The sequence below is a fragment of the Pseudomonas sp. P4795 genome, assembly GCF_048822895.1.
GTDB lineage: Bacteria > Pseudomonadota > Gammaproteobacteria > Pseudomonadales > Pseudomonadaceae > Aquipseudomonas.
The window spans coordinates 17,445-30,069 of sequence record NZ_JBMFBT010000005.1 but is presented as its reverse complement, the minus strand read 5'-3'; the positions used below and the strand labels follow the sequence as shown (position 1 = coordinate 30,069).

General features: G+C 61.1%; 13 protein-coding genes. 7 read left to right on the top strand and 6 right to left on the bottom strand.

All coding sequences use genetic code 11. The features are described 5' to 3' along the window. Nucleotides 1-171: 171 nt before the first annotated feature. The 3 genes from ACOI8A_RS15310 (at nucleotide 172) to ACOI8A_RS15300 (ending at nucleotide 4,164) form a co-directional block, all read left to right on the top strand. Nucleotides 172-1,449, top strand: coding sequence for an acetyl-CoA C-acetyltransferase (locus ACOI8A_RS15310; protein ID WP_420647133.1), 1,278 nt, complete (start codon nucleotides 172-174; stop codon nucleotides 1,447-1,449). A gap of 219 nt (nucleotides 1,450-1,668) precedes the next feature. Beyond that, a complete protein-coding gene (locus tag ACOI8A_RS15305) occupies nucleotides 1,669-2,565 on the top strand; it encodes a PA4780 family RIO1-like protein kinase (protein ID WP_420647134.1) in 897 nt (298 codons plus the stop codon). A 384-nt stretch (nucleotides 2,566-2,949) separates the two neighbouring features. Further along, complete coding sequence (locus ACOI8A_RS15300) at nucleotides 2,950-4,164, top strand: MFS transporter (RefSeq protein WP_420647135.1); 1,215 nt, start codon at nucleotides 2,950-2,952, stop codon at nucleotides 4,162-4,164. Here ACOI8A_RS15300 and cueR read toward each other — a convergent pair. From cueR to ACOI8A_RS15285, 3 genes are all read right to left on the bottom strand, one after another. After that, complete coding sequence (gene cueR / locus ACOI8A_RS15295; protein WP_420647136.1) at nucleotides 4,118-4,531, bottom strand: Cu(I)-responsive transcriptional regulator; 414 nt, start codon at nucleotides 4,529-4,531, stop codon at nucleotides 4,118-4,120. The two genes, ACOI8A_RS15300 and cueR, sit on opposite strands and share 47 nt — an antisense overlap. Then, nucleotides 4,528-6,723, bottom strand: a complete 2,196-nt coding sequence (locus tag ACOI8A_RS15290; protein ID WP_420647137.1) for a heavy metal translocating P-type ATPase — start codon at nucleotides 6,721-6,723, stop codon at nucleotides 4,528-4,530. The genes cueR and ACOI8A_RS15290 overlap by 4 nt, the downstream gene beginning before the upstream one ends. 71 nt (nucleotides 6,724-6,794) lie before the next feature. After that, nucleotides 6,795-7,178: a hypothetical protein gene (locus ACOI8A_RS15285; RefSeq protein WP_420647138.1), complete on the bottom strand. Its 384-nt coding sequence runs from the start codon at nucleotides 7,176-7,178 to the stop codon at nucleotides 6,795-6,797. A 146-nt stretch (nucleotides 7,179-7,324) separates the two neighbouring features. On the opposite strand from ACOI8A_RS15285, the gene ACOI8A_RS15280 reads away from it, so the two are divergent. Further along, nucleotides 7,325-7,522 (top strand): heavy-metal-associated domain-containing protein, encoded by a 198-nt coding sequence (locus ACOI8A_RS15280; RefSeq protein ID WP_420647139.1) that lies wholly within the window; start codon nucleotides 7,325-7,327, stop codon nucleotides 7,520-7,522. Between the two features lie 106 nt (nucleotides 7,523-7,628). Beyond that, nucleotides 7,629-8,831 (top strand): multidrug effflux MFS transporter, encoded by a 1,203-nt coding sequence (locus ACOI8A_RS15275; RefSeq protein ID WP_420647140.1) that lies wholly within the window; start codon nucleotides 7,629-7,631, stop codon nucleotides 8,829-8,831. Between the two features lie 10 nt (nucleotides 8,832-8,841). Here ACOI8A_RS15275 and ACOI8A_RS15270 read toward each other — a convergent pair whose 3' ends face one another. From ACOI8A_RS15270 to ACOI8A_RS15260, 3 genes are all read right to left on the bottom strand, one after another. Further along, nucleotides 8,842-9,015: a hypothetical protein gene (locus tag ACOI8A_RS15270; RefSeq protein WP_420647141.1), complete on the bottom strand. Its 174-nt coding sequence runs from the start codon at nucleotides 9,013-9,015 to the stop codon at nucleotides 8,842-8,844. 165 nt (nucleotides 9,016-9,180) lie between these two features. Further along, nucleotides 9,181-10,194 carry a zinc-binding alcohol dehydrogenase family protein gene (locus ACOI8A_RS15265; protein WP_420647142.1) on the bottom strand — a complete coding sequence of 338 codons (1,014 nt, stop codon included), beginning with the start codon at nucleotides 10,192-10,194 and terminating at the stop codon, nucleotides 9,181-9,183. 32 nt (nucleotides 10,195-10,226) lie between these two features. Then, complete coding sequence (locus ACOI8A_RS15260; RefSeq protein WP_420647143.1) at nucleotides 10,227-10,520, bottom strand: putative quinol monooxygenase; 294 nt, start codon at nucleotides 10,518-10,520, stop codon at nucleotides 10,227-10,229. Between the two features lie 117 nt (nucleotides 10,521-10,637). Here ACOI8A_RS15260 and ACOI8A_RS15255 point away from each other — a divergent pair, with 117 nt between their 5' ends. Both ACOI8A_RS15255 and ACOI8A_RS15250 read left to right on the top strand, forming a co-directional pair. Further along, entirely contained in the window at nucleotides 10,638-11,567 is a 930-nt protein-coding gene (locus tag ACOI8A_RS15255; RefSeq protein ID WP_420647144.1) for a LysR family transcriptional regulator, read from the top strand. Between the two features lie 317 nt (nucleotides 11,568-11,884). Then, nucleotides 11,885-12,619 (top strand): ArsR/SmtB family transcription factor, encoded by a 735-nt coding sequence (locus ACOI8A_RS15250; RefSeq protein ID WP_420647145.1) that lies wholly within the window; start codon nucleotides 11,885-11,887, stop codon nucleotides 12,617-12,619. Nucleotides 12,620-12,625 lie beyond the last annotated feature (6 nt).

The following is a 12,625-nucleotide window of genomic DNA, read 5'->3' as shown; positions in this document are numbered from 1 at the left end:
GGGATTTATCCCCGTTGGGTGGCGAAGCCGCCCCAAATCCTCAATCGCAGTGAATCTGGCAAAACGCATGCACAGATTTCACGACTGCTGCGCAGCCGAACGGGGATAAATCCCCTCGCCACAAGGACCGCTTAGGTATTGGGTTTCAGATCACAAATTAAGGAGCTTTTCATGATTCAGCTGCGCCGCGTCGCGATCATCGGCGGTAACCGTATCCCTTTCGCCCGATCCAATGGGCCGTACGCCACTGCCAGCAATCAGGCGATGCTCACCGCCGCACTGGAAGGCCTGATCGAACGCTACAACCTGCACGGCCAGCGCATCGGCGAAGTGGTCGCAGGCGCGGTACTGAAATTGTCACGGGATATGAATCTGACCCGCGAATGCGTGCTTGGCTCGCGTCTGTCTCCATCGACACCGGCGTATGACATTCAGCAAGCCTGCGGCACCGGTCTGGAAGCTGCGCTGCTGGTGGCCAACAAAATCGCCCTCGGCCAGATTGAATGCGGCATCGCCGGTGGGGTCGATACCACGTCGGATGCGCCGATCAGTGTCAGCGAAGGCCTGCGCAGAATTCTTCTGCAAGCCAACCGCGCGAAAACTACCGGTGACAAGCTCAAGGCCTTTCTGCAACTGCGCCCCAAACACCTGATCCCCGACTTGCCGCGCATTGGCGAAGCGCGCACCGGCCTGTCGATGGGCGAACACTGCGAATTGATGGCGCAGACCTGGAATATCCCCCGCGAAGCACAGGATCAACTGACCTTCGAAAGCCACCACAAACTCGCCGAGTCTTACAGCGAGGGTTGGCACAACGATCTGATGACCCCGTTTCTCGGCCTGACCCGCGACAATAATCTACGCCCGGACTTGACCCTGGAAAAACTCGCCACGCTGAAACCGGCCTTCGAGAAAAGTGACAAGGGCACGCTGACCGCCGGCAACTCGACACCGCTGACCGATGGCGCGGCAGTGGTGCTGCTGGGCAGCGAAGAATGGGCCAGGGAGCGCGGCTTGCCGATTCTCGCGTATTTGCGCGACGGCGAAACCGCTGCGGTGGATTTCGTCAACGGCGCGGAAGGCCTGTTGATGGCCCCGGTGTATGCCGTCCCACGCTTGCTGGCGCGCAACGGTCTGACCCTGCAGGATTTCGACTACTACGAGATTCACGAAGCATTTGCCGCGCAAGTGTTGTGCACGTTGAAGGCCTGGGAAGACGCGGAGTACTGTAAGACCCGTCTGGGGCTGGATGCGCCGTTGGGCTCGATTGATCGCAGTCGGCTGAACGTGAAGGGCAGTTCGCTGGCGGCCGGGCATCCGTTCGCCGCGACGGGCGGGCGGATTGTGGCCAATCTGGCGAAGTTGCTGGATGCGGCGGGGCGAGGACGCGGATTGGTTTCGATCTGTGCGGCTGGCGGCCAGGGTGTTACCGCAATCATCGAACGCTAGGCGATTTTTTCACTGTGTCAGATTCTGTCGCAAATGCCCTCAACGCCGGTTGCCAACATTTTGCGCCGGCTCAGCTATGATTCGCAGCGGTCGATTTTTCCGGCACAGTGTGTGCATCCACAGGTTCACAGGTCGGCAACCCCTCCCCGAGACGCGAGGATTGCCGTATAACGAGTGACATTCGCGTGTTTGGCAATACAGGACCCACAATAAAAGCTGATGAAGACTCCAAAACGCATTGAACCCCTGATCGAGGACGGTCTGGTCGACGAAGTGCTGCGCCCACTCATGAGTGGTAAAGAAGCAGCTGTTTATGTGGTGCGCTGCGGTAATCAGTTACGTTGCGCAAAGGTCTACAAGGAGGCGAATAAACGCAGTTTCCGCCAGGCGTCCGAATATCAGGAAGGGCGCAAGGTACGTAACAGCCGACAGGCCCGGGCCATGGCCAAGGGCTCGAAGTTCGGCAAGAAAGAAACCGAAGACGCGTGGCAGAACGCTGAAGTTGCGGCGCTGTTCCGGCTGGCCGGCGCTGGTGTCCGGGTTCCGCAACCGTACGACTTCCTTGAAGGCGTGCTGTTGATGGAACTGGTGGCCGACGAGTACGGCGATGCCGCGCCGCGTCTGAACGACGTGGTGCTGGAACCGGATCAGGCGCGCGAATATCACGCGTTCCTGATTTCGCAGATCGTGCTGATGTTGTGTACTGGTCTGGTACACGGTGACCTCTCGGAGTTCAACGTGCTGCTGACGCCAACCGGCCCGGTCATCATTGACCTGCCGCAGGCAGTGGACGCGGCGGGCAACAACCACGCGTTCACCATGCTCGAACGTGACGTTGGCAACATGGCTTCGTATTTCGGTCGCTTTGCACCGGAGTTGAAGGCGACCAAGTACGCCAAGGAAATGTGGGCGTTGTACGAAGCCGGCACCTTGCACCCGAACAGCGTGCTGACCGGCGAGTTCGACGATCCGGAAGAGCAGGCGGATGTCGGCGGTATCCTGCGCGAGATCGAAGCAGCGCGACTCGATGAAGAGCGCAAGCAAGCGATCCGTGCGGCAGATGATGAGCCCAAGGGCAAGTCGGACGAACCGCCGCCGCCACCGTGGATGCAGTGATTGTGTGAAACGAGAGACCCGGCTTCGGCCGGGTTTTTTGTGGGTGTCGATTTTTCTTTGTGTGTCAGTGGGATTTTTTACCCTCACCCCAGCCCTCTCCCGGAGGGAGAGGGGGCCGACCGAGTTGTTCTTTCCGGGTACATCGACCTGAAAGTACGCGTTGAACTTGAGTTTGTTTACTGCCAAGGCTCACACGTCACTCATTCTGGAGTTCACCCGGAAAATTTCAGGTCGCTGTATCCCGTAAGAACACCTCGGTCAGTCCCCTCTACCCCTGGGCGGTCCGACGTTTCGGGAGGGCTAGGGTGAGGGCACGGCTTCCGGATCCATACAAATTAGCGTCTACTGTCCACCGCCCCCAAAACCCACACTCAAGGACTGAATGTGCTCCCACCCCGCAACGCCCGTCTGATCATCACCGCCCGCCTGATCTCCGACTTCGGCGCGTTCCTCAACATGGTCGCGCTTGCCACCTACGTCTATCTGCTGAGCAATAGCGCCATGAGCGTCGGAATTTTCCTTGCAAGCCGGGTCGGCGGCGGGATCTTCGCGAGTCTGATTGGCACGATGTTCTATCGGCGCTGGAGCGGACGCATTCCGCTGATTGCGTTTGATCTGCTGCGCGCGGCGGTGCTCGGCTTGTTGCTGATTCTGCCGGTCAGCCAGCAGGCGCTGTGGTTGCCGGTGATTGCATTCGGCTTGGGTTTCGGCAATTCGATGTTCGCGATCGGCCTCAACAGCCAGTTGCCGCGACTGATCGAACCGGCACAGTTGCTCAAGACCAATGCCTGGATCACCTCCGCGTCGTCGCTGGCGATGGTCGGCGGCAGTCTGGTATCGGGTTTGCTGGTCGCGGGGTTTGGGTTTGAAACGGTGTTCGCGCTGAACGCGCTGACCTATCTGCTGGCGGCGTTGCTGATTGTGCCGCTGCGTTTCAGCAAACCTGAGCCGGTTGCCGAAACCAAAGCCGAAAGCGGCGAATGGGCAGCGCTGCTGCAAGGCCTGCGCAGTGCGCCGGTGATTGCCGCAATGCTCGCGGTGACGATGGCCGACACCCTGGGCAGCGCGGCGCACAACGTAGGGTTTCCGATCATCTCAAAACTGCTCACGCCGGATTCAGCCAGCACCACGCTGGGCCTGATGCTGGCAGTGTGGGCGTTGGGAAAACTGCTCGGCGCGCGAATTGCCAGTCGCCTCAAAGGCTCGGAAAACATCAATCTGGAGCGGCGGTTTTTCTGCGGTGTGCTGCTGATGTCCTGCGGGTTCATCCTGATGTTCCAGCAACAGAGCCTTTACGGTTTGCTGCTGTTTTCGTTGCCGGCGGGGCTGGGCGACGGATTCTCGGAGGTCGGTCTGATGTCGCGCCTGCAACGCGAGCCTGAGCAACTGCGCCTGCCGATTTTCAGCTTTCTGACGCTGTTGCAAATGACCGGCTTCGGCGTCGGCATGCTGATCGCTGCGCCGTTCTATGCGTGGTGGGCGCCGGGTGCCGTGGTGATGCTTTTCCACGGCATTCCCCTCGGCACGTTGCTACTGATGAAGCTGCTGGCAATCAGGCGCGGGCAGGTTGCGCGCAGCAGCCCGACGCCAGTTCCTTGAGGATCGGGCAGTCGGGGCGATGGTCGCCCTGGCAGTGCTCGACCAGATCCTGCAAGGTGTCGCGCAGTTCGCCGAGCTCGCGAATCTTCTGATTCAACTCATCGATATGCTGGCGTGCCAGTGCCTTCACATCCGCGCTGGCGCGCTGGCGATCCTGCCACAGGGTCAGCAGCTTGCCGACTTCCTCCAGCGAAAAGCCCAGATCGCGCGAGCGCTTGATGAACGCCAGCGTGTGCAGGTCGTCATCGCCGTAGATGCGGTAGCCGCTGTCGCTGCGATGTGCCGCTTTGAGCAGGCCGATCGACTCGTAATACCGAATCATCTTCGCGCTGAGGCCACTGTGGCGGGCCGCTTGGCCGATGTTCATTGCTTGTCCTCCAGATCCTCGGGCTTCCAGGTTTTCAACAGTAGCGCATTGCTCACCACGCTGACGCTCGACAGCGCCATCGCCGCGCCGGCCAGCACCGGGTTGAGAAAGCCGAAAGCGGCCAGTGGAATGCCGATCAGGTTGTAGACGAAGGCCCAGAACAGGTTCTGACGGATCTTCGCGTAGGTCTTGCGGCTGATCTCGAGCGCCGCCGGCACCAGTCGTGGATCGCCGCGCATCAGGGTGATCCCGGCCGCGTGCATGGCGACGTCGGTGCCGCCGCCCATGGCGATGCCGATGTCGGCGGCGGCCAAGGCCGGGGCGTCGTTGATGCCGTCACCGACCATGGCGACGACGCCGGTTTTCTTCAGTTCGGCGACGGTGGCGGCTTTGTCGGCGGGCAGGACTTCGGCGTGCACGCTGGTGATGCCCAATGCCTCGGCGACCACGCGGGCGCTGCCCCGGTTATCGCCGGTCAGCAAATGGCTGTGGATATCGCGTTTGGCCAGTTGTTGCACTGCGTGCAAAGCGCCGGGTTTGAGCGTGTCACCGAAGGCGAACAAACCGAGTACGCGTGATGAGGGGCTTTGTTCGATCAGCCACGAGAGTGTGCGGCCCTCGGTTTCCCAGTCTTTGGCGGACTCGGCCAAGGCACCGGCGCTCAGACCGTTCTCGTCCAGCATCCGCCGATTGCCCAGCGCCAGACGCCGACCGTCGAGCGTGCCGGCGATGCCGCGACCGGTCAGCGATTGGCTGTCGCTGACATCTGGCACATGCAGTTCACGTTCGCTGCACGCATCGAGCACGGCTTTGGCCAGTGGATGTTCGCTGCCGCGTTGCAGTGCGCCGGCCAGTTGCAGCAAAGTGTTTTCATCACCATCCACCGCGCTGAAGTGCGCGATGCGCGGGGTGCCGGAAGTCAGGGTGCCGGTCTTGTCGAACACCACCGTGCTGACTTCATGCGCGCGTTCCAGTGCTTCGGCATCCTTGATCAGAATCCCGTAACGCGCGGCCACGCCAGTGCCGGCCATGATCGCGGTCGGTGTCGCCAGACCGAGGGCGCATGGGCAAGCGATCACCAGCACCGCGACGGCGTTGATCAATGCCACTTCGATGGGCGCGCCGTACAGCCACCAGCCGATCAGTGTCGCGAGGGCGATCACCAGCACGGTCGGCACGAAGACCTGACTGACTTTATCCACCAGTTTCTGGATCGGTGCTTTCGCCGCTTGGGCGTCTTCCACCAGGCGGATGATCCGCGCCAGCACGCTTTCCGCGCCGAGCGCGGTCGTGCGCACCAGCAAGCGACCTTCGCCATTGATCGCGCCACCGGTCACTTTGTCGCCGGGTTGTTTCGGCACTGGCAGGCTCTCGCCGCTGATCAACGCCTCGTCGGCATGGCTCTGGCCTTCGACAACTTCGCCGTCCACCGGGAAGCGTTCGCCGGGTTTGACCAGCACCAGATCGTCAAGACGCAGGGCAGTGATTGCGACATCCTGCTCGCGGCCATCGATGACTTGAATCGCTCGTTCCGGCCGTAAGGCTTCAAGTGCGCGAATGGCGCTGGCGGTCTGGCGTTTGGCGCGGCTTTCGAGGTATTTGCCGAGCAGCACCAGCGCGATGACCACCGCCGAAGCTTCGAAATACAGATGCGGCATGCGCCCGGCGGCGGTGGCCCATTCGTAAATGCTCAAGCCATAACCGGCGCTGGTGCCGAGGGCGACCAGCAAGTCCATGTTGCCGGCGCCGGCGCGCACGGCTTTCCATGCGGCCACGTAAAACCGTGCGCCGAGGATGAATTGCACCGGAGTGGCGAGGGCGAATTGCGCCCAGGCCGGGAGCATCCAGTGAATGCCGAACGGCGCGAGCAACATCGGCAGCACCAGCGGCAAAGCGAGGACGATGGCGCAGATCACCGCCCAGCGTTCATGTTGCAGACGCTGTTGCTGGTCACCGGTTTGCGGCTGTTCAAGGGCAAATTCGCTGGCCGAGTAGCCAGCCTTGGTCACGGCGCCGATCAGAATCTGCGGCGCGACCTCATTGAGCAATTCAACGTGCGCCCGTTCATTGGCGAGGTTGACGCTGACACTTTTCACCCCCGGCACTTTGCTCAAGGCCCGTTCGACCCGACCGGCGCAGGAGGCGCAGGTCATGCCGGCAATCGACAGATCGAAGGCGCTGGAATCGGACATCGGTCTTACTCCCTGTAGAAGATGTCCACAGGATCAACCTTGCCATGCAGGCAAGGTCAAGCATCAAAAACTCAATACCCCAGATCAGCACGCTTGAGGTACATGCCTTCCTGCGTCATGGCGATCCGGTACTTCTGCACATCACCCGCTTGCAGTTTGATTTCCTGCGAACCCGGCGCCAGCAATCCCGGATTGCAACCGGCGACTTGTCCCGGCAGCAATTTCAGGCGCAGCGAGACAGTGCCCGGCGGCAGATTGAATGAAGTGCTCTGTTCCTGGAACAGCCGCGCCGAGAGTTGATCCTGGATATACACGCCGATCTCGCAGTTGGTCGCCACTTCGAGGCGCTCGCGGGAAATGATCAGCACGCCGTAATCTTCCCCGGCGGCATGCACCGAAGGAATAGCGGCAAACAGGCTGAGGAAGCCAAACAGGCTGAAAGCTGACCAGCGCATGCTGAATCTCCTGAGTTTAGGTCATTGATGCACGCAGCTTGGCCGAGCGCGGCGCCGATTGCCAGCCCGGCAGTTTTTTGCAGAACTTGACCTTGCCATCGTGGCAAGCTCGAAACTGCCGGCAACCTCACTCAAGGAGTCATTCCATGCAAGTGTTCAATGTTGAAGGTATGTCCTGCGGTCACTGCGTCAAAGCCGTCACTCAAGCCGTGCAGAGCCTCGATCCTGCCGCCAGTGTGCGGGTCGATCTGGCTGCCAAAGAGGTCGGCGTCGAAAGCGCTTTGAGCGCCGAGCAGGTAATCGCCGCGATCAGCGAAGAAGGCTACATCATCAAACTCGCCTGATTGATTTGATTGTTAGCGAGCTATCGGAATGTTCAAGGCGTCCTCGCGCGGCTAGACTGTCGGGCTATGCCTGTATTGGCTGAACAGCAGCCCACCTGGACGCCTGATGAACTTCCGTACGATTCTTATTCTCGGTGCCTTGAGCGCCTTCGGCCCGCTGGCGATTGACTTCTATCTGCCGGCATTTCCATCGATGGCACTGGCCTTCGGCACCGATGAAAAGCACGTTCAGCTGACGCTGGCTGCTTACTTTTTGGGCCTGTCCATCGGCCAACTGTTGTACGGCCCGGTGGCTGACCGCTTTGGTCGACGCATTCCACTGCTGACGGGCGTCGGCTTGTTCACCGTGGCTTCGCTGGCCTGCGCGTATGCGCCGGACCTCGAATGGCTGATCGGCGCGCGCTTCGTCCAGGCCTTGGGCGGCTGCGCGGGCATGGTCATCGCGCGGGCGGTGGTCAGTGACAAGTGCGATGCAGTGGGTTCGGCGAAGGTTTTCTCGCAGTTGATGCTAGTGATGGGCCTGGCGCCGATTCTCGCGCCGATGCTCGGCGGTCTGCTGGTCAACACCACCGGCTGGCAGTCGATCTTCCTCGTGCTCACCGGTTTCAGCGCGCTGGCCGGACTGGCCGTGGCATTGGGATTGCCGGAAAGTCTGCCGGCGCACGTGCCGCGCCAACCGTTGTCCGGTGCGCTGCGCCAATATGGTCGGCTGATCAAGGATCCGATTTTCATGGGCCACGCCCTGACTGGCGGTATCGCGGTTGCCGGGATGTTTTCCTACATCGCCGGCTCGCCGTTCGTCTTTATCAAACTCTACGGCGTACCCGCTGAGCATTTCGGCTGGTTGTTCGGCACCAACGCGGCGGGTTTCATTCTGGTAGCGCAGGTCAATGCACGACTGCTGGCCAAACGTGGCCCGGCGTATCTGCTGTCGCGTGCGGTGTGGGTGTATCTGGCGGCAGGTCTGGCGTTATTGGCAGTCAGCGCGATGCACACCGAGGCGTTGTGGCCGCTGCTGATTCCGCTGTTTATCTGCATCGCCAGCCTCGGCTGCATCCTGCCCAATGCCTCGGCCTGTGCGATGAACGGTCAGGGCGCACGGGCAGGCAGTGCTTCGGCGCTGCTCGGTTGCCTGCAATTCAGCGTGGCGGCCGGCGCGGCGGCGTTGGTCGGCGTGTTGCACGACGGCACGGCCATGCCGATGGCAATGGTCATCAGCCTGTGCGGCGTGTTGGTGGTGAGCGTCGCGATGCTCACCCGACGTTTGCAGAATGCGCGGGCGCTGGCCAAAGCGCAGGCCGAGGCCTGAGTCGATGGCCTCAGCCCGCAGCGCGCTGCTGGTTGGGATCGGGAATCTGATGGGGCGCGTGCAGGCGCGCTTCGAGCGTGCGAGTAAAGGCCCGAGCTTCGGCCTCACTGCGAAATGTCACGGCGTGCTGGTCAAGGCGAACTTGCCATTGGGACTTTGCCATTTCTTTTATCAGGATCTTCATTGCTGACCTCCCATACGTAAAAGATGCACCGCAAAGGTCTGGATTGTAGTCCTGAATACGGTCGCAATTGTGACAAGGATCAACTCTCGGACTGACGGCACAATCATCTCGCAGGCCCCGCGCCAGACTCTTTGGTGACGGGCGCAGGCTGCGATTTTCAACTCGTCAGAAACCTTCTAATACAATTTTGCCCTTGGCCGTGCCGCTTTCCAGCAGCGCATGCGCGCGACGCAGGTTGGCCGCGTTGATCGTGCCAAAGTGCTCGCCGACCGTGGTTTTCAATGTCCCGTCGTCAATCAGCTCGGCCACTCGGTTGAGCAGTTTGTGCTGCTCGATCATGTCCGCCGTTTCGAACAGTGAGCGGGTGTACATGAACTCCCAGTGCAGCGACAGGCTCTTGCGCTTGAGTTTGCTCACATCGAGCGCTTTCGGATCGTCGATCAACGCCAGTTTGCCTTGCGGCGCCAACGCTTCGACCAACTGATCCAGATGCTGATCGGTCTGAGTCAGGCTGGCGACATGGGTCACGTGCTGGATGCCGGCGCGCTTCAGTTCTTCGCTCAATGGCTGGCTGTGGTCGATCACCAAGTCAGCGCCAAGTCCGTTCACCCAGTCGCGGGTTTGCGCACGCGATGCAGTGCCGATCACTTTCAGGCCGGTCAATTGGCTGGCCAGTTGGGTGAGGATCGAGCCAACACCGCCGGCCGCGCCGACGATCAGCAGGCTCTGGCCTTCGTCACTTTTGCCTTCACCTATTTGCAGACGCTCAAACAACAGCTCCCACGCGGTGATCGCGGTCAGTGGCAGAGCTGCCGCTTCGGCAAAACCCAGCGACTTGGGCATATGCCCGACGATCCGCTCATCCACCACATGCAGTTCGCTGTTGGCGCCAGCGCGAGTGATCGAGCCGGCATAGAACACCTTGTCGCCAGCCTTGAACAAGGTCACTTCGCTGCCGACAGCCTTGACCACACCTGCTACGTCCCAGCCCAGCACTTTCGCCGCGCCAGCTTCAGGCGCGACGTTCTGCCGAACCTTGGTATCAACCGGGTTCACCGAAATGGCTTTGACTTCCACCAACAGGTCGCGCGGGCCGGCAACCGGCTCCGGCAGTTCGATGTCCTGCAGGGATTTGGCGTCGCTGATTGGCAACGAGGCGTAATAGGCGATGGCTTTCATGGATGACTCCAAAAAGTTGATAGAAGATGGATTCAGGCGATAGTGCGCAGGCGCTTGAGTTCGAAGTGCTCAAGGAAGTCGCCGGCCTTGGCGCGGAAGTTCTGCACATGCGCGCTGGCGTCGTGGGCTTGCAGGGCTTCGTCGCTGGCCCAGTGTTCGATCATGTAGAAGGCCAGCGGGTTGGCCAGGTCCTGATGCAAATCGTATTGACCGCAACCGGCCTCGACGCGAGTCGGCTCGATCAGCGCACGCAGCGCGTGTTCGAGTGCATCTTGCTGGCCGGGTTTGGCGATCAGGGTGGCGATGGCAGTGAATGGCTGGGACATGCTCGACTCCAAAAACGGGTGGATTACGTTGGGACGGATGATTGGCTATTTCTCTGCAAGATAAAACCGGCTAAAAGAGCAGGCTCTTTCAATATTATTTTGATAATCGAGGCTGAGATGCTGCGCTTTGACGATTTGCAGTTGTTTGTCCGGGCGGCTGATCTGGGCAGCCTGTCGGCGGCGGCGCGGGTGATGGACATGTCCGCCGCAGTGGCCAGCGCAGCGCTCAAACGCATCGAAGGGCAACTCGGCGCGCGTTTGTTGGCGCGTTCCACGCGCAGCCTGCGCCTGACTGCCGAGGGCGAAGGCTTCCTCGAATATGCGCGCGCGGCGTTGGGCAGTCTGGACGAAGGTCGGCGCCTGCTCGCTAGCGGTCAGGATCAGGTCAGCGGCATTCTGCAGCTGTCGGCGCCTTCGGATTTTGGCCGTAATCAGTTGCTGCCATGGCTCGACGATTTTCAGCGAGAACACCCCAAGCTTTCAGTGCGGCTGTTATTGGGCGACCGCATCGCTGACCTGTTCCGCCAACCGGTGGACATCGCCCTGCGTTACGGCGAGCCGGAGGATTCCAGCCTGGTGGCCATGCCAATCGCCCCGAACAACCGCCGCGTGCTGTGCGCCTCGCCGGATTATCTGAGCAAACACGGCGAACCGCTGCAGCTCGAACAACTGGCCCAGCACAATTGCCTGTTGTACATGCTCGGCAGCCGGGTTCACGACTATTGGAGTTTTCACGATGGCAAGCGCGAGGTCGGCCTGACCGTCAGTGGTGACCGCTTCAGCGATGACGCCGATGTAGTGCGGCTATGGGCGGTCGCTGGTGCGGGGATTGCCTATAAATCCTGGCTCGACGTCGCCGAAGATGTGCTCGCCGGGCGCCTGAAAGTGCTGCTGCCGGAGCTGCTGTGCGAGCGCGCTCCACTGAATCTGCTGTGCGCCCATCGCGCTCAATTGAGTAAGCCGGTGAACCTTCTGAGGGAGATGCTTGCCAGCCGATGCGCTGATTTAAGTAGTCATTTTCCCGTTTTCTCGAAAGCTGATCATTAGTCGCAGGTAAATAGCGAAATTTCTCTCAGGAACAATCACCACCCACGCCGGCTCGGACGCAGGACGCGGCGAGCAACCCGCTTATACTAGCGCCCGCCTCATGCCTGCACTGGCACCTTGGCCCGGGCACGCTCAGACCGAGCCACCCGGGTGTGATCGAGGGTCGCGCCAGTGCTGCTGATTGTTGCGCACAGTCCGCTGCGTCAGCGGTCTGCCTTGCCTGGGGTGATGGCGATTTCCGCGTCTTGGCCGAGGACTGATTACTGGTCAAGATGTCTGCGAGCAGCAGACGATACGATCCAACAGGGAGTGAATACATGGAACATGCACCTTGCATCAGCCAGATCGCCGCGTTGCTGGCCGATCCCAAACGGAGCGCGATGATGTGGGCGCTGATGGATGGCTCGGCCCGGCAGACCGAGGAACTCGCGTTGCTGGCGGGGCTGTCGCCGTCTTCGGCCAGCGCGCATCTGGGGCGTCTGTCCGCTGGCGGTCTGCTGAAAGTCGAGGCCCGTGGGCGCAAACGCTTCTTTCGTCTGGCGGCTCCCGAGATCGGCGCAGCCATCGAAGCGCTGGCCAGTGCCACGATCGCCAGCGCGCCGCGAGAGGTTCCCGAAATGTACAAACGCAGCACGCCGATTGCCCGACCGCAGGCGGCGCCTTCCTCATTGTTGCGTGCGCGGTTTTGCGATGACCATTTGGGGGGGACGCTGGCAGCTGACCTTTACCAGCGCCTGCTTGACTCCAGGTGGATCGAGCAGCTCGAGCATCGAGTGGTAGTCACGCACAAGGGGTCGACGCAACTGGCCAAGCGTGGGGTGTTCATTCAGGCGTTGGCGCACCGTAATGCACAGGTGGCTTGCGCCTGCCCGGACTGGAGCGAGCGCCGCCCGCACATGGGTGGCTCGCTGGGCGCGGCACTGTTGCAGCTGTTCATGCAATCGGGATGGTTGATGCTGCCCAATGATTCTCGCGCCTTGCAGCTGACAGATGCCGGGCAGCGCGAGATTCATCGTTTCGCCAAGGAAACCGAACTGGAAATGGCGCTGTAACGCGCC

Bases quoted from the DNA above. Each gene is read 5' to 3' on its own strand.
- ACOI8A_RS15280 (WP_420647139.1), top strand. From the start codon at position 7,325: ATGCAAGTGTTCAATGTTGAAGGTATGTCCTGCGGTCACTGCGTCAAA.
- ACOI8A_RS15265 (WP_420647142.1), bottom strand. From the start codon at position 10,194: ATGAAAGCCATCGCCTATTACGCCTCGTTGCCAATCAGCGACGCCAAA.
- ACOI8A_RS15275 (WP_420647140.1), top strand. From the start codon at position 7,629: ATGAACTTCCGTACGATTCTTATTCTCGGTGCCTTGAGCGCCTTCGGC.
- ACOI8A_RS15290 (WP_420647137.1), bottom strand. From the start codon at position 6,723: ATGTCCGATTCCAGCGCCTTCGATCTGTCGATTGCCGGCATGACCTGC.
- ACOI8A_RS15305 (WP_420647134.1), top strand. From the start codon at position 1,669: ATGAAGACTCCAAAACGCATTGAACCCCTGATCGAGGACGGTCTGGTC.
- ACOI8A_RS15260 (WP_420647143.1), bottom strand. From the start codon at position 10,520: ATGTCCCAGCCATTCACTGCCATCGCCACCCTGATCGCCAAACCCGGC.
- ACOI8A_RS15255 (WP_420647144.1), top strand. From the start codon at position 10,638: ATGCTGCGCTTTGACGATTTGCAGTTGTTTGTCCGGGCGGCTGATCTG.
- ACOI8A_RS15250 (WP_420647145.1), top strand. From the start codon at position 11,885: ATGGAACATGCACCTTGCATCAGCCAGATCGCCGCGTTGCTGGCCGAT.
- cueR (WP_420647136.1), bottom strand. From the start codon at position 4,531: ATGAACATCGGCCAAGCGGCCCGCCACAGTGGCCTCAGCGCGAAGATG.
- ACOI8A_RS15285 (WP_420647138.1), bottom strand. From the start codon at position 7,178: ATGCGCTGGTCAGCTTTCAGCCTGTTTGGCTTCCTCAGCCTGTTTGCC.
- ACOI8A_RS15270 (WP_420647141.1), bottom strand. From the start codon at position 9,015: ATGAAGATCCTGATAAAAGAAATGGCAAAGTCCCAATGGCAAGTTCGC.
- ACOI8A_RS15310 (WP_420647133.1), top strand. From the start codon at position 172: ATGATTCAGCTGCGCCGCGTCGCGATCATCGGCGGTAACCGTATCCCT.